The 15,938-nt window shown below is 43.9% G+C and carries 16 protein-coding genes; 4 read left to right on the forward strand and 12 right to left on the reverse strand.

The features are described from left to right. Positions 1-158: 158 nt before the first annotated feature. Positions 159-2,090 carry a histidine kinase gene (locus ACK1U4_RS10910; protein ID WP_419401716.1) on the forward strand — a complete coding sequence of 644 codons (1,932 nt, stop codon included), beginning with the start codon at positions 159-161 and terminating at the stop codon, positions 2,088-2,090. Between the two features lie 285 nt (positions 2,091-2,375). Next, positions 2,376-3,053, forward strand: a complete 678-nt coding sequence (gene narL / locus ACK1U4_RS10915; RefSeq protein WP_419401715.1) for a two-component system response regulator NarL — start codon at positions 2,376-2,378, stop codon at positions 3,051-3,053. A 192-nt stretch (positions 3,054-3,245) separates the two neighbouring features. On the opposite strand, the gene ACK1U4_RS10920 is transcribed toward narL, so the two are convergent. Further along, positions 3,246-4,067 carry a Crp/Fnr family transcriptional regulator gene (locus ACK1U4_RS10920; protein ID WP_419401714.1) on the reverse strand — a complete coding sequence of 274 codons (822 nt, stop codon included), beginning with the start codon at positions 4,065-4,067 and terminating at the stop codon, positions 3,246-3,248. Between the two features lie 373 nt (positions 4,068-4,440). On the opposite strand from ACK1U4_RS10920, the gene can reads away from it, so the two are divergent. Beyond that, a complete protein-coding gene (gene can, locus ACK1U4_RS10925; protein ID WP_419401713.1) occupies positions 4,441-5,079 on the forward strand; it encodes a carbonate dehydratase in 639 nt (212 codons plus the stop codon). Positions 5,080-5,082: 3 nt separating this feature from the next. Here the strand turns inward: can and ACK1U4_RS10930 are convergent, their stop codons facing one another. Genes ACK1U4_RS10930 through modA form a run of 3 tightly spaced genes read right to left on the reverse strand, consistent with a single transcriptional unit; the run spans position 5,083 to position 7,148 of the window. Beyond that, positions 5,083-5,703, reverse strand: coding sequence for an ATP-binding cassette domain-containing protein (locus ACK1U4_RS10930; protein WP_419401712.1), 621 nt, complete (start codon positions 5,701-5,703; stop codon positions 5,083-5,085). After that, on the reverse strand, positions 5,700-6,389 hold the full coding sequence (gene modB, locus ACK1U4_RS10935; RefSeq protein WP_419401711.1) for a molybdate ABC transporter permease subunit: 690 nt from the start codon (positions 6,387-6,389) through the stop codon (positions 5,700-5,702). Before modB ends, ACK1U4_RS10930 begins: the two co-directional genes overlap by 4 nt. A gap of 3 nt (positions 6,390-6,392) precedes the next feature. Then, on the reverse strand, positions 6,393-7,148 hold the full coding sequence (gene modA, locus ACK1U4_RS10940; protein ID WP_419401710.1) for a molybdate ABC transporter substrate-binding protein: 756 nt from the start codon (positions 7,146-7,148) through the stop codon (positions 6,393-6,395). Positions 7,149-7,818: 670 nt separating this feature from the next. On the opposite strand from modA, the gene ACK1U4_RS10945 reads away from it, so the two are divergent. Then, the gene (locus ACK1U4_RS10945; protein ID WP_419401739.1) at positions 7,819-8,772 is read left to right on the forward strand and encodes a TerC family protein; all 954 of its coding nucleotides are present in this window, start codon (positions 7,819-7,821) and stop codon (positions 8,770-8,772) included. A 352-nt stretch (positions 8,773-9,124) separates the two neighbouring features. On the opposite strand, the gene lptG is transcribed toward ACK1U4_RS10945, so the two are convergent. The 8 genes from lptG to ACK1U4_RS10985 form a co-directional block, all read right to left on the reverse strand. Then, complete coding sequence (gene lptG / locus ACK1U4_RS10950) at positions 9,125-10,180, reverse strand: LPS export ABC transporter permease LptG (RefSeq protein ID WP_419401709.1); 1,056 nt, start codon at positions 10,178-10,180, stop codon at positions 9,125-9,127. After that, positions 10,177-11,322 (reverse strand): LPS export ABC transporter permease LptF, encoded by a 1,146-nt coding sequence (lptF, locus tag ACK1U4_RS10955; RefSeq protein ID WP_419401708.1) that lies wholly within the window; start codon positions 11,320-11,322, stop codon positions 10,177-10,179. The genes lptG and lptF overlap by 4 nt, the downstream gene beginning before the upstream one ends. 153 nt (positions 11,323-11,475) lie before the next feature. Continuing rightward, entirely contained in the window at positions 11,476-11,877 is a 402-nt protein-coding gene (locus ACK1U4_RS10960) for an FKBP-type peptidyl-prolyl cis-trans isomerase (protein ID WP_419401738.1), read from the reverse strand. Next, the gene (locus tag ACK1U4_RS10965) at positions 11,877-12,491 is read right to left on the reverse strand and encodes a GNAT family N-acetyltransferase (RefSeq protein WP_419401737.1); all 615 of its coding nucleotides are present in this window, start codon (positions 12,489-12,491) and stop codon (positions 11,877-11,879) included. The genes ACK1U4_RS10960 and ACK1U4_RS10965 overlap by 1 nt, the downstream gene beginning before the upstream one ends. A gap of 13 nt (positions 12,492-12,504) precedes the next feature. After that, the gene (locus ACK1U4_RS10970; protein ID WP_419401707.1) at positions 12,505-13,452 is read right to left on the reverse strand and encodes a D-2-hydroxyacid dehydrogenase; all 948 of its coding nucleotides are present in this window, start codon (positions 13,450-13,452) and stop codon (positions 12,505-12,507) included. 26 nt (positions 13,453-13,478) lie between these two features. After that, entirely contained in the window at positions 13,479-13,997 is a 519-nt protein-coding gene (locus tag ACK1U4_RS10975) for a hypothetical protein (RefSeq protein ID WP_419401706.1), read from the reverse strand. Beyond that, a complete protein-coding gene (tyrS, locus tag ACK1U4_RS10980) occupies positions 13,998-15,212 on the reverse strand; it encodes a tyrosine--tRNA ligase (protein WP_419401705.1) in 1,215 nt (404 codons plus the stop codon). Between the two features lie 264 nt (positions 15,213-15,476). Further along, entirely contained in the window at positions 15,477-15,884 is a 408-nt protein-coding gene (locus ACK1U4_RS10985) for a spore coat protein U domain-containing protein (RefSeq protein ID WP_419401704.1), read from the reverse strand. Between the last annotated feature and the right edge of the window lie 54 nt (positions 15,885-15,938).

Raw genomic sequence — 15,938 nt, forward strand, 5'->3', positions numbered from 1 at the left:
AGTAGTATGTTGCTTGATATAGATTTATTAAAATATTTTGATATAAATCAATAATTTAATAAAAATAAACGCCGTTACCCTTACCTTTTTTGACATACCACAAAAAAATAACTTTTTAGAGGTAGAGGGGTTAAAATTTCTTATAATAAAGGATAGCCGTGACTACATCCGCCCCAAAATCTCGTTTTCGCATCGCCCTTGCCAATTCGCTCCCTGTGCGAGCGTGGTTGGCGGTGTGGCTAATTATGGGTTTGGCATTGGGGACGGCAATTTTTAGCGGTATGTTGGCATGGGTCGCTGAGTCGGATGCCCATGCGGTAAATACCGCAGGTTCGATTCGTATGGCGACTTATCGGGCGAATTATCTGTTGGCAAGTGACTATCAAGCCCCTTATTATATCGACAAAACCTTGACCCTTGATGCCAATCAGCCGATTGCCCCACAGCTAAATAGTGATATGCAACAACGCCTTACCACGCTCAGTCATTATGAGCAGTCCCAAGGCAATAATGACCCCCAAATCCAACGCCAAATTGAGCATCTTCAGCAGATGTGGACGCATCAACTGTCACCTTTATTGTTGACCAATCATCGCCAAGGTTTTTATCCGTTAGCCAGTCAATACATTGATGAGGTGGATGAATTGGTCAAACATATTCAAGCCCGTAATGAACAACGCCAAACTTGGCAACAAAATCTACAAACCATCTCATTGCTTTTGACGGTGGTAATTATGTTTGTCGGTTTATATGAGCTACAACAAAATGTGTTGTTACCTGTGCAACAGCTTCGCCAAGCCACCCAGCAATTTCGCCAACGCAAATCCTTTGAGACTGTACAGGTGAATATCGCAGGTTATGAGGAATTTAATGAGTTGGGTGCGTCATTTAATGAGATGACCCATACCTTAGAGCTGTATCAAAATCACCTTGAACAGCAAGTCGAACGCAAAACTTACCACTTGACCCAAAGTAACCAAGCCTTGCGATTGCTGTATGATTTTGCCAAAGAATTGAGCAGTGCGACCATTACTTACCCCAAGCTACAGACGCTGATTGAGCAGTTTTCGCAAGTCATGCCACATTTGCATTTGACTTTATGCCTACGTCATGCCGATGTGTTGACCAAAGATGCCATCGCTTTGCACAGCACCCAGCATCAGCATGCCCAAGATGTGTGCGAGCCACGGCATTGTGAGCAATGTGAGTTTCGCCGAGCGGATACGTGGGTGTATCCAATTCACAGCCAAACCATCGAATGGGGCGAGCTGTTGGTGGTCAGAGCAAACCCTGCTTCTGTTGTGCCTGTTAAAGGGGATAAAATTCCGCTCATTAACATCAGCCATGACGCAGAGCCATCCTTTGACGAAAAAGCCTTGTTAAATACTTTGACTAATCTGATTGCGATGGTCTTCGCTACCCAACGTCAACGTGAACAAGAACATCAATTGCTACTATTTGAAGAGCGTAACACCATCGCCAGAGAGCTACACGACTCATTGGCACAATCCTTGTCGTACCTCAAAATGCAAATTGCCTTACTTGCCAATTTGCTCAAACAATTTGACCTGCCTGCCAGTGAGCAACAACAGCGTATCGAACAAGTGATGAACCAAACTCGAGATGGGCTAAACGATGCTTATAGCCAATTGCGAGAATTGTTGGTGACTTTTCGCCTCAAAATTGACGAGGGCAGTTTTGACACCGCACTGGCTCAAGCCTGTGAGGAATTTGCCGAAAAAGGCAATTTTAAGGTGAATTTGGACAATCGTTTGATGAGCCTGAATCTTACCGCCAGTGAGCAAATTGACCTGCTACAAATCAGCCGTGAAGCCTTATCCAACATTAATCGCCATGCCCACGCCAGTCACGTGCATGTCAGCCTTACCCAAAACCAACAGGGCGAAGTCATCTTACGAGTTCAAGATGATGGGGTGGGACTAAACCCAGACTTTGACCACCGTCAACATCATGGGCTAAAAATCATGCAAGAACGTAGCCATAACCTTGGCGGTGATTTTCACATTGACAATGTATTACCGCATGGCACAGCCGTGGCGGTGAAATTTTTACCGACCTTATTTGAATAAAAATTAATGAGACAATACCCCCTCTAACTCCCCCTTCGCAGGGGGAGAACCGCTCCCTCCCCTGTTAAGGGGAGGGTTGGGGAGGGGTTAAATAACAAATTTTAATGATAGTTCATAGCTTGGAAAGAAGTCTAATAGCATTCCGAATAAATTTTATGAGGTAGGGGCGTATTGCATACGCCCAAATTGGTAATATCTGTAGATTGGGTCGAAGTTGATAATGTTGGGTTTCGCATACTCAACCCAACCTACATTCTATAAAAACATACAACAAAAGGAGTTTTAATGAGTCTAAAAATTTACACCGCTACTAGCCCTGCTCGCCTATTGTTGGTCGATGACCATCCCATGATTCGCCGAGGTTTGATTGATTTATTAAGCTTTGAAACCGATGTCAAAGTGGTTGCTGAAGCCAACAACGGACAAGAAGCCATTGATTATCTTAAAGACAATAGCGTGGATTTGATTGTCCTCGATAATAATATGCCTGTGATGAATGGACTGGAAACTCTCAAAAAAATCCGAGAACTAGAAATTGATGCCAAAGTGCTACTATTCACCGTATCTGACAGTGGCAAAGACGTACAAGAAGCCCTTGAGCAAGGTGTGGATGGCTATTTGCTTAAAGACATGGAACCCGAGGACATCATCAAAGATATTCGTAAAATCCTACGAGATGAGTTGGTCATCACCCCAAGCCTTGCTCCGATTCTTGCCCAAGCCATGCGAAAACCCACCAAACCCGAAAGCAACTACGACCTTACCGAGCGAGAGCTACAAGTCCTGCACATGATAGCTGAGGGCTTGAGTAACAAAATGATAGGTAATAAATTGGGCATTGCCGAATCCACCGTGAAGGTGCATGTCAAACACATTTTGGGCAAAGTCGGACTGCGTACTCGAGTTGAGGCGGCGGTGTGGGCGGTGAGTGAATTTAACCAAAAAGGCAATAATAAAGATTAACTCAAGATAAGAAATATTAGCATTTTCCATATAATCCCCCTAAATCCCCCTTTTAAAAAGGGGGACTTCCCCCTCCGTTTTAGTCTGATTTATGGAGGTATAGCCCCCTCTTTCGTAAAGAGGGGGTTGGGGGAGATTTAAATAATATTAATATCAATGGCTTATAATTCATCTAACCAAAACTTAGATTAATTAAACCGTCACCAACCCCAACAACCCCTCAATATCCACCAAACAAATCTGCTCATCACGCCGTTCAATCAAGCCTTTTTGTTGTAAGGCGTGTAAGGTACGGCTCAAGGTTTCTGGGCGTAGCCCCAATTGATTGGCAAGCTGTTTTTGGGTGGTGGGTAGCCGAAATGGCTGATGGGGGGCAAAGTGGGTCAATAAATAATAACTCACTTTGGCATGGGCATTTTGAAAGGTCAATAAATCACTGCTTAATAAATGCTGATATAGCCTGCGACTGACTTGACTGGCAAACCATGTCACCAATCCCCCTAGCTCAAACTGGGCAATACTGCGAAAATACTCATTAACAGGCAAGGTGGCGACCACGGTGGACTGTCCGCTGGGTTGGGTGGCTTTGGCGGTGAGTTGATGCAGATTGCCTCGATTGAGTAGCAATTGTAGCTGTTTTGAGGTCGGTTGTTTGGACACCGCATAATGTGAAGTCTGCGATTGCCACTGATTGGTGGTAGCGGTATCGTATTGCCAAAGCACGCTTTCATTGAGCAGACTGGGTTTATCATACAATTGAATCAAACATTCCTGTCCATTTGGCAGTTGCCGATGACAACTCACCATCCCTTCCAACAAAAAATACAAATGACTCACAGGGTCATGTTGCAAAAAAATGGTTTGGTTTTTGCGATAATGCGTCAGCCCCATTTTGCCCAATAACAACTGCCGAACCTGTTGCCCTTGCTCGCTATTCGGCAATAACGTCAGCAAGGGATGTTGGCTCAGTTGTTGTTGATATAAGGGGCGTTGCTTATCAATATCAGCGGACATGGGGCATCATTACGTTTTATAAGGACTCTCCATTATACGGCTTTCCACAGGCTTGCCGATTATGCAAAGGTAGCAACCGTACCGCCCTAACTACTACTTTTAGCCAGTCAGTTATGCCACCTTTGATACATGGGTAAAAGGGTTGGGGTTTGTTAAGATAACTTGTGTGTAATATAAAATTTTCGTGATTTATCAGTGTTAATAATAAATCAGTAAATTTTAATCCCCCCTTGCGGAATATATTCCTCACCTTTAAAAAAGGGGGACTTCCCCCTCCGTTTTAGTCTGATTTATGGAGGTATAGCCCCCTCTTTCGTAAAGAGGGGGTTGGGGGAGATTGAAACAATAGCCAATATTCTTTGAGTATATTCCCATGACCCAAACCGATTCCCTCGATGAGCTACTTGCCAATAACCAATTTTGGTCAGAATCTCTGACAGCTCGTGACCCTGACTATTTTCCTCGCCTTGCCAGTCAGCAACACCCAAAATACTTGTGGATTGGTTGCTCAGATAGCCGTGTCCCTGCCAATGAAGTGGTGGGCGTGATGCCAGGTGAGCTATTCGTGCATCGCAACGTAGCCAATATGGTGGTTGCCACCGACATGAATTTATTGTCCGTGGTGCAGTATGCGGTGGAAGTGCTAAAAGTCGAACATATCATCGTCTGTGGGCATTATGGCTGTGGTGGGGTCAAGGCGGCGTTGGGGCATCAAGAATATGGCTTGATTGATAATTGGCTTCGTGCCTTAAAAGGCATGCGATACCAATATGAAGACATGTTCCAAAACCTCACGCTTGAAGAAGAAGTCGATTTGTTATGTGAAATCAATGTCAAACGCCAAGTGACCAATGTTTGTCATACCACTATCGTGCAGAATGCGTGGCATCGAGGTCAAAAACTGGCGGTACATGGCTGGATTTATGGGCTGGAAGATGGGCTGATTAATGATTTAAAGGTGAGTATTTCAAGCCCTGCTCAACTGGCTGATGCGTTTGTGTATAATCATTAAACCTCATAAATAATACACCGTCTGTGTTAGTTGTTGAATTTCACTTTTATCATGGCTAACATACAGCATCGGAATATCAGTGGTGGTGATAAGTTGCTGAAAAAACGGCAAAATTTCTGCTTTATGCTCACTGTCTAACGCCGATAAAGGCTCATCAAATAGCAATAAATTCGGTGAATATAGCAAGGCTCGCCCTAATGCTACACGCTGTTTTTCACCACCTGATAATTTGGTCGGCATACGTTGGGTTAGGTGGTTTAATTTAAGCAAATCAATAATTGCTTGTGGCTCAAAATGCCTGTCTGTTTGATGAATATGGCGATAGCCAAACAACAAATTATCCATCACCGATTTATGCGGAAACAGTTGGGCATCTTGAAACACCAACCCCACTCGGCGTTTTTGCATACGCAAGTTGACTTTGGTATCCGCATCAAACCACGTTTGCCCATTGACCACAATTCGCCCCTTGCTAGGCGTATGAATCCCTGCAAGGGTGTGCAGAATACTGGTTTTGCCTGTGCCAGAAGCCCCAAACAGCCCCATTACTTGACTGTCCGACTGCAACGCCACCGCCAGCCGTTTTTTACCAAGGCTCACTTCAAATTGGCAATCAAAAATCATCGCATTAACCGCCTTGTTTGTCGTTTGTTATACCACTGCGAAAACCACAACGCCAAAAACGCCACCGCAATCGAAAATCCCATCAAGCGAAACACCGCCACATCACTATCAGGCTGTTGTAACAGGCTATACATGGCTAATGGCAAGGTGCGAGTTTCGCCCTCAATATTACCGACAAAGGTAATGGTCGCCCCAAATTCGCCCAAACTGCGACAAAATGCCAAAATTGCCCCAATACAAATCCCAGACCACGATAACGGTAATGTCACCTGCCAAAATGCCTGCCAACGGCTTGCTCCCAAGGTTTGAGCGACCAATTCAAGGCGTTTATCCACCAACTCAATCGCCAATCGTACGGACTGTACCATCAGCGGAAAGCCCATCACCGCCGAAGCCAACACCGCCCCTTTCCAATTAAAAGCAAACTCTAGCCCCAACGGAGCAAGATGGCGACCAATTACCCCTTGATTGCCGAACAACAGCAACAGCACATAACCGGGAATCACAGGCGGTAGCACCAAAGGCAAAAATACACAGGTTTCAAATAGCGACTTGCCCCAAAACTCCTTGCGAGCCAATAGCCAACCCACCGCAATCGCAGGGATTAAATTCAGCAATAGGCTGACGCTTGCCACTTTATACGACAATTTAATGACTTCTAGCTCATCAGGGTGCAAGGTAAACATGGCTTATCGCACCACAAAACCATATTGGCGGTAGATGGCTTGGGCTTGTGGGGTTTGTAAAAATTGATAATAACGCTGGGCTTCGGCAGTTTGTTTCACCAGTCCGATGGGATAGACGATGGGGCTATGGGTGCTTTGGGGAAATGTGCCTAGCACTTGGGTATTTTTGCTGATTTTGGCATCACTGGCATACACAATACCCAACTGACATTCGCCCCTATCGACAAAATTTAATGCCCCTCGCACATCTTCGGTTTCGACCAAACGTGGCTGTACCGTCCGCCACCAACCGAGATTTAACAACGACTGTTTGGCATAACGTCCCACAGGCACGCTGTCAGTATTGCCTGTACAGAGCTTACCTGTCAAGACACTGGCGATGCTAAATCCGCTATCCATCCGAATTGCTGATTTGATGGGGCGAGATTTTGGGGCAATTAACACCAACTCATTACCAAGTAAGTTACGAACATTTTTTGGTGAAATTCGACCTTTATTCACCAAATAAGTTAACCATCTGGTATCCGCTGACACAAACACATCCGCAGGGGCCCCTTGCTCGATTTGTTTGGCAAGCATGGCAGAGCCAGCATACGAAGTTTTGACACGGCTATGATATTGTTGTTCATATAATTGGTTAATAGCATTTAACGCATTGGTCATACTGGCGGCCGCATACACAGTCACATCCGCATGGGCGGTCATGGTGGTTGCCCCCATCACGAGTAGTGCGACAGACAAGTTTTTGGGCGTTTTCATATCTTAACCTTTTTATGTTAAAACACTTTTTGAATCACTGGATAGCATGGATTAGCAAAGCATTACCCACGGTACATTGCCTCAAAAAGTAGGCTTAACAAGTGTTTGATTGATTGAGTCAGCAAATTATAGCGGAAAGCCACCATTTCAGCTATCGCCTAAAAGGGGTAAGTCAGCATCTATTGGTATTTATATATATGACCGCACAAAACCCCAAAAAACTGCAAAAAACTTGCGAATTTTTACAAAATATTGACGTTATTGATGATTTTTTAACACAAAATGCAAAAAATTTTTGCTACAATAGCCACATTCAAGGGGAGTAACTTCTTACCTTATCCGTTTGTGATTTATCGTCATTCCATGTCTTGCACCTGTTGCAAACATCGGTAAATCAGCTCTTTTGAGTCATAAAATAATTAACTCAAATCAGTAAGCCAGACCTTGACTATACTTTATAAATACGGTTTTGCCAGTATTGATAAGGTTTGGTCAAGGTTTTTTGCTATCTAAAACACCACTTTTGCCCAATTCTTATCAAATGGTTCAGATTAAAGATTTGATTGAGTTGGAGTATCTTATGTTATTAGCCAGTGTATTATCCACAGGCGTGCTATCCGCTAGCGTGCCTGCTAAGACTGCGGTAGAAGCCGTTGCTATCGGTAGCCCCATGCTGTATGCGGTGTTTTTTGCGATTGTCGCTGTGTTGCTGTTGGTGGACTTTTTTACCTTTAAAACCCCCAAAGACGGTGCGTCCGTATCGATGAAGCAAGCAGGCATTTGGAGCGCGATTTGGGTGGGCGTGTCGGTGCTGTTTGGGGCAGGGCTGTGGTGGTATATCAGCCAAAACTTCGGCAGTGCGTTAGCCACCCAAAAAGTCGGTGAGTTTTTTACAGGTTATTTACTCGAAAAATCCCTTGCCATTGACAATGTGTTTGTGTGGCTGATGATTTTCTCTGCCTTTGCCATCACGCCTGCGTTACAACGCCGTATTCTATTGTACGGGGTGTTGGGGGCGATTATTTTGCGTACCATTATGATTTTTGCAGGGGCGTGGTTAGTTGCTGAATTTAGTTGGATTTTGTATGTTTTTGGGGCATTTTTACTGTATACAGGGGTAAAAATGTGGCAAAACCACGATGAACAAGAAGACCCCAAACAGTCTGGACTGTATAAATTTTTGCAAAAACGCCTAAAAGTCACCGATGAGATGAATGGCGAAAAATTCACTGTGGTCAAAAATGGCGTGAAATATTTTACCCCCTTGGCGGTGGTATTGATTTTGGTGGAGTTATCGGATGTGATTTTTGCGGTGGATTCGATTCCTGCGATTTTTGCGGTAACGACTGACCCCTTTATCGTGTTGACAGCGAATCTATTAGCGATTTTGGGCTTGCGTGCGATGTTCTTTTTATTGTCTGGATTGGCGGATAAGTTCCATTTATTGCCGTATGCGTTGAGCGTGATTTTGGTATTTATCGGTGCGAAGATGTTGTTATTAGACGTGTTTCATGTGCCGATGGCGGTTTCGCTGGGCTTTATCGCTACCGTGTTGGTGATGACAGCCGTGCTATCAATTAAATATCCAAACTTGGGTAAAGTAGAAAAATCGGTGAATGGATAAACTGGTATAAATAGGACTTACGCAAAAATGCCATGTGTAGGTTGGGTGGAAGCATGACACCCAACATAAACCATTCAAGTTGTTGGGTATCGCAAGCTCTACCCAACCTACGATTTGGAAATGCGTAAGTCCTAAAATTGATATAAATGTATAATCGGTTAAATTAGAAATAAAACAGTTCGGTAGGGGCGTATTGCATACGCCCAAATTCACGATAATTTAACAAGGTACGCATGATGCACGTTGCTATTTTAATATTAAAATCAAATAATTACCGTGAATTAAATTAAAAACCTTTCTTTGACATATTGGGCGTAAGCATTACGCCCCTACAAAACCTTTTTGGGTTTGATTAATTCTTCGTTTTTATCAAATACACACCTAATAACGCACTCACCACAATCGGTAATAGCACCATGATAAAGGGTGAAAATCCTGTGCTTAAACTCACAAATCCCACCAAATCTTGAATATAACTAAACACCAAACCAAATAACAACGCCATTACAATCCGATAGCCCAAACTTTGGCTACGTAACGAGCCAAATACAAACGAACACGCCACCAATACCAGCGATAGCACCGCAAATGGCGATAGGACTTTTTTCCAAAATGCCACTTCATGCTCCAAAGAACGGCGTTGTTCTTTAGCCAAAAACTGACGGTGTTGCCAAAGCTCGGTAATCGACATATCATCTGGGCTACGAGTCAATAAATAAATCGACTGTGGTTCGATGGGCAGTGCCACAGTGGGGCTGGCAAGGGCGGATTTTTGGGTCGTGCCATCGGCTTGGATTTGTAGGCGTTGGGCATCAATGAGTTGCCATTGTTGCCCTTGTTGGTAGCGACCTGTGTTGGCTTGGGTGATGGCAGTGACTTCACCTGTGTTTGACAAATCCCAAATTCGCACATTTTTTAGTTGCCCTGTGGCATCGGCATAGTCGATGGCGACAATTTGTTGGTTTTGTTTTTGCCAATAGCCACTAATAGAGCTGGATAATAGCGGATTGTCTTGTTTCAGTTGTCTTGCCAAATGGTTGGTGGTGGGGAGTACAAATTGGCTTAACAATAACCCCAAAATTACAAATAACATCGCAGGCTGTAATATCCAACCCACGATTTTAAAACGGCTTAAGCCAGAGGCTTGCATCACAGTCAGCTCGCTATGATTGGCAAGCATTCCCAGCCCAATCACCGCCCCCATTAACGCCCCAATCGGCATATAGTTTTGCAAGGCTTCTGGGGCAGAGTAGGCAATATACCGCAACGCATCAAGGTAGGTATATTGGTCGGACAAACCATCAAGTTCAGCTAAATACTCAAACACCAATTTGAGTAGCCACAGCCCAAGTACCGCACCAATGATGGCAAACAGGGCTTGTTTTTTGACATAACGTGCGATAATCATGGGTTACCTCCCATTTGTGCTGAACTGGGGCTGGTAAGTTTTTGCCTACGATAGCGTAAACGGTGGGCAATTCGCCCTTGCCAATTCATTATCAAACCCATGAGCATAAAGCCAACAATCAACCACGCATAACCCTCCACGCCAACACGTTTTTTGATAATGGCGGTCTTGAGTGAAATCAACGCAATGGCACAACTGGCAAAAATCAAAATAGACGGTAACAGGCGTAACCATCGCCCTTGACGAGGACGCACTTGAGCCAATGGGGTCGCCAATAACGTGGCAATCACAATCAGCCACGGCATACTCAAGCGATAGCCGACTTCGGCTTGTACTTCGGTTTTGCTGAGGTTATCCAATAGTTTATACGTGGGTTGGGTTTCAATATTGTCTTCACTGATGGTGTCCATTGGTGGTTTGGCAAGGCTGAGGCGATATTGGGCAAAGCTGGCTTGATTATGCACTTGGCTATCAGCACTGATTTCATAACGCCTACCTTGATACAAGTCGAGTTGGGTCATGGGGTCATCAGGGTGGGTCGCCACTTGCATGGCACGTTGGGCGGTGATGATGACTTGTTTGTTTAACGCATTGCCTGCCTCATCGTGGCGGTCTTGAATTACATACAGATTTTTGAGTTCTCGTTTATCTTTGTCAAAACTATCCACGTACAGATGATAATCGCCACTGCTAATAAAAGTTTGGGAGCGAATCAAATCCAAGGCACTGCCCAATGATTGACTTTGCCAAATTTTTTCACTTTTTGCCACGCCCCACGGTTTTGCCCATAGGCTAATCCCTGCTTCAAATACAAACAGCCCCAATATCAATGGCAATAATAAACGGGTCAATCGCCCTCGGCTCTGTCCGCTCGAAAATAGTACGCTCATCTCATGGTCAACATACATACGCCCTAGTACCAGCATCAATGCCACGAAAAATGACAATGGCAAAATCAGCTCCATAAAGGTCGGCAAATTATAGCCAATAATCGAAAACAATAGCCCAACGTCTAGCCGTCCTTCAGCAGCAATGCCAAAGTAACGTATCAAGCGACCCCCCAACATCAATATCATCAAAAAAAACAGCACAATCAACGTGTTGCTGAGTACCTGCTGGGTCATATAACGGCGTAATATCACACATTCACCTGTTTATTTATTTTTATTTAAGTACCGAAACAGAATTATCTTATAATATTCAATCTTGTAGCGTGGGGTAGCGAAGCGTAACCCACGGAAAATTCAGTATAATTTAAATTTGTTCAGTTACTTATTATTAAAAGCGATATAAATTTACTCATCACGAGTTTTAACATCTAGCAGTTCAATCTCAAAGGTCAAATCCGAGTTGGGTGGGATTTTGCCAACCGCTCGCTCACCGTACGCAAGATGGCTAGGTACAATGAGTTTGCGTTTGCCACCGATTTGCATGGGGGTGAGATTGGCAGGGTCTTCGACTTGGGTATCATAGCCGATGGCTTTGGCATACTCACCGCCTAATACGCCGATATCCCAACCTTTAATCACTCGCCCTGTGCCAATGACGGCTTCAAAGGGTTGTCCTCGATGGTGCGATGAGTCAAACACCGTACCATCTGCAAGGTAGCCTGTGTAATGGGCGGTAATCAATGCCCCACGTACAGCGGTTTTGCCTGTGCCTGTGGTAAGGTCTTCAAATTGTAGTTTATTCATAATTACCCCAATTTTTTGGTTAAATTTGGTTTGATGGTTTGCCATACTTCGGCACTCATACTATACATCATGGTATCTGAAATCATGCCATCTTTATTTAGGCGATTACCACGAATAGTGCCGTCTTTTTTTGCCCCCAATCGCTCAATCGCTTGCTGTGAGCGAGTGTTGAGGATATCAGTACGCCAACCAATGGTCTGATAGTGTAAAGTTTCAAAGGCGTATGTCAAAAGCATGAGTTTGCAGGCGGTGTTGACATGGCTACGCCAATGGCTTTGAGCGTACCATGTATAGCCAATTTCTAGGCGTTTGGGGGCAGGTAAAATATCGTGAAAACTGGTCGTGCCGATGGCTTTGCCACTTGCTTCATCAATCACTGCAAAGGCAACACGGTCGGACATACTGTGGGCTTTTAGAATGTAATCATGCACGCCCTCAACCGTGGGGGTACTGGTATAAGGCAATTCCCATAATTTACCATCTTGGCAAGCCATAATTAAATCTGCTTCATGCGTTAATGTCAAAAGCTCAAGTCGAATACCTGCCAACGATAAAGAAAAATCTGATGGTATCGATAAAGCCTTATGGCTCATATCAAAAGAAAGATTGCTTCCCATCATGCTCACCTCCCTACTTACCAAAAGCTTTGATAAAATCCGTCACTTGCTCACACACAATATCCCACAATTTTAATTGAGCATTGACACTGCCCCACGCATTATGTGGGGTGAAAATCACCCTTGGATGATGAGCAAGGCTCAATAATGGGTCATCATCCGTCATCGGTTCGTATTCAAACACATCACTGGCATAGCCCATAAGCTGACCGTCTTGCACCGCTTGTGCTACGGCAAAGCTTTCCACCACGCCACCTCGTGCCACATTTACCAGTAATGGTTTTTTCGCCATTTTTGATAGCGTATCGGTATTAATCAGATGTTGTGTATCATCAGTCAATGGACAATGTAGCGTGATGATATCTGATTTGGCTAATACTTCATCAAAGGCGGTGTAGTCGCTATTTCTTGGCAGTTTGCCTTGATGTTCGGCAATCAGCACATTCATGCCAAATACTTTGGCAATCTCAGCCACTCGCTTGCCAATCGTGCCATAGCCGATGATACCGAGTGTCTTGCCCTCAAGGTCAATCAAAGGCGTGTCCAATAGGCAAAAGCGTCCATCGGCTTGCCAGTTACCGCTTACCACTTGATTATGGTAATGGCGAACCGCTCGCATGGCAGAGAGTATCAGCATAAAGGTATGTTCTGGTACGCTTTTGACGGCATACCCTGCGACATTTTTTAGGGCGATACCTTGCCTCTCGCAAGCGTCTTTGTCCACGTTGTTCATGCCTGTGGCGGTGAGTTGAATCAGCTTGAGCTTGGGTAATTGCTCGATGATTTCGGCGGTTAATTCGACTTTGTTGGTGATGATAATATCGGCATCACGGCAACGCTCAATGATGGTGTTTGGGTCATTGGGCGTTTTTGGATAGACTTGGTAATCGGTAATACCCTGTGGCATGGGTAAATCCAAATCTGCGGAAAAGGTGGCTCTATCAAGAAAAACTGCTTTCATTATTCAACCGTGCTATTTTTAAATTGCTAGGATTTTTCAGCAAGTTCCACCTGCCAAAAATCTCTACGCTCACCAATCTTATTATCAATCGCTTGATACATCATCAAATCTTTCAATGATTTATAACCTTTATCATAACCACAAATACATTTTCCTAATTGTTCAAGTGAGTTATTGATAAAAATTACTTCATCATTATTATCATGGTCACTCAAGTAAATTTGCCCATCTGCCATATCAACAAAAATAACATTGCCAGAACCATCAGCACCTATGGGGAAGTGATGACTTTGCAAATTGCTATTTTGCTGAATTTGCATAATGTCAGATTGGTGATAATTCTTAAAGCCTAAATAAGGTGAAGCTTGGCGTGGTAAACCCTGCTCGACCAAAAATTTGATTGAATCTTTTGCTTGATAATCATCTTGAAACTGCGAATCATCCCAATAGATAAATTCGCTTAATTCTTCTTTTAGCTCTGCTAATTCATCGGGGATACTTGGCAATAATATCGCCAAGTATTCTTGTTGAAAATTAAACGTCATTTAGCTAACCGTCACTTTGGCATACGCTTTTTTCCCTGCTTGAATGACCACGGTTTGCCCTGCAGTGAGTGAAAACCCTGCATCAACCACTTCCCCATCCACTTTCACCGATTGATTTTTCAAAAAGTCCTTAGCTTGGGCAGAGTTTTTCACCAACCCTGCTTGGTTTAACACTTGGCTAATGAACATCGGCTCGCCATTGCTCTCTAGCGTCACTTCTGGCAAATCCACAGGCAACTCGCCATCCGCCAAGCGATTACCTGCCGATTTATGGGCGTTTTCGGCAGACTCTTTATCATGAAAACGCTCAATCAACTCTAACGCTAGGATACGCTTAATCTCTTGTGGATTGCGACCGTCCGCCATTTCTTTAAGTAAAATTTCGACTTCTTCCATCGGCTTAAAGCTCAATAACTCAAAGTAACGCTCAATTAAGCTATCAGGCATTGACAGGATTTTTTGGTACATTGAGCCTGCACTGTCGTAGATACCGATGTAGTTGCCGAGCGATTTTGACATTTTATTGACACCGTCCAAGCCCTCAAGAATCGGCACGGTGATACAGACTTGCGGTTCTTGGTCATAGCGAGATTGCAAGGTGCGACCCATCAGCAAGTTAAAGGTTTGGTCAGTACCGCCAAGCTCGACATCGGCTTTCATCGCCACCGAATCGTAACCTTGTACCAATGGGTATAAAAATTCGTGAATTGCAATCGGCGTTTGCGAGGCGTAGCGTTTTGAGAAGTCATCACGTTCTAGCATACGAGATACCGTAAGCTGACTTGCCAAGCCAATCATATCGCCTGCCGACATTTTGCCAAACCATTCTGAGTTAAACATCACTTGGGTTTTGGCAGGGTCAAGAATTTTAAATACTTGTTCTTTATAGGTTTTGGCGTTTTCGTCAATCGCTTCTTGGGTCAACGGTGGACGAGTGGTGTTTTTGCCTGTCGGGTCGCCAATGCGAGCGGTGTAGTCACCAATCAAAAATAATACTTCATGCCCCAAGTCTTGAAAATGCTTGAGTTTGTTGATAAGTACGGTATGCCCTAGATGTAAGTCAGGGGCGGTTGGGTCAAAACCTGCTTTGATACGCAAAGGGCGGTTTAGTTTAAGTTTTTTGAGTAAATCATCTTCTGAAATGATTTCGTGCGTGCCACGGCGAATCAGTTTAAGTTGCTCTTCGGGTGGTAAAAAGTTGGTTGTATCGCTCATAAAATATACCTTACATTATCAAAATTAAAATTTTTGTTATGTTATCACGTTGCTAGGATTTCGTCATGTGATTGGCGGTAGGTTTTATATTAATCTAATCGGTAACGTAGTAGGGGCGTAATGTTTACGCCCATTTTAAAGGAAGGAATTTGAGCGTATGCAATAATCTCCTACTGTTAAACATTTATGAAATATGAAGATTTCAACCAAAAAAATAGCCCCATCATACGATAGGGCTATTGGCTTTCGATTTACGTTAAAGAATTAACGAACACGGCAGTTTTTACCAATAAATTCGCTAGCTGGGTCTTGGATGTTCACAGCTTGACGGTAGTTTTTGCTCGTGATAACACCGCTGTATAGGCTGAAGTTGTTATCATCACCAAATACTGTACCAACTGCATCAGTACGGTATAGGTTGACTGGCATAAAGCGAGTTTTACCGTTTAAATACGCCTGTGCATAGGTTGGTAAGCCCTGACGGTTAAAGCCGTAAGTCACTTTGACTTTTGTACCGTTTGAGCAAGTGGCGTTAACCGTTTTTTTGCTAACAGCAGATTTCATGGCTTTTGCACCGTCTTCTTGTGGCATTTGACCTGCAAATGCAGTTGACGCTGATAGGGCAATGGCAACGGCTGGGATTAATTTGATAACTGAAGTTACGCACTTCAATAAAAACAAGGTATTATAAAAAAAAGCAAGTCACTAAGAGCCGACAAATGAATA

It is taken from the genome of Moraxella sp. TY6, assembly GCF_048551375.1.
Classification (GTDB): domain Bacteria; phylum Pseudomonadota; class Gammaproteobacteria; order Pseudomonadales; family Moraxellaceae; genus Faucicola.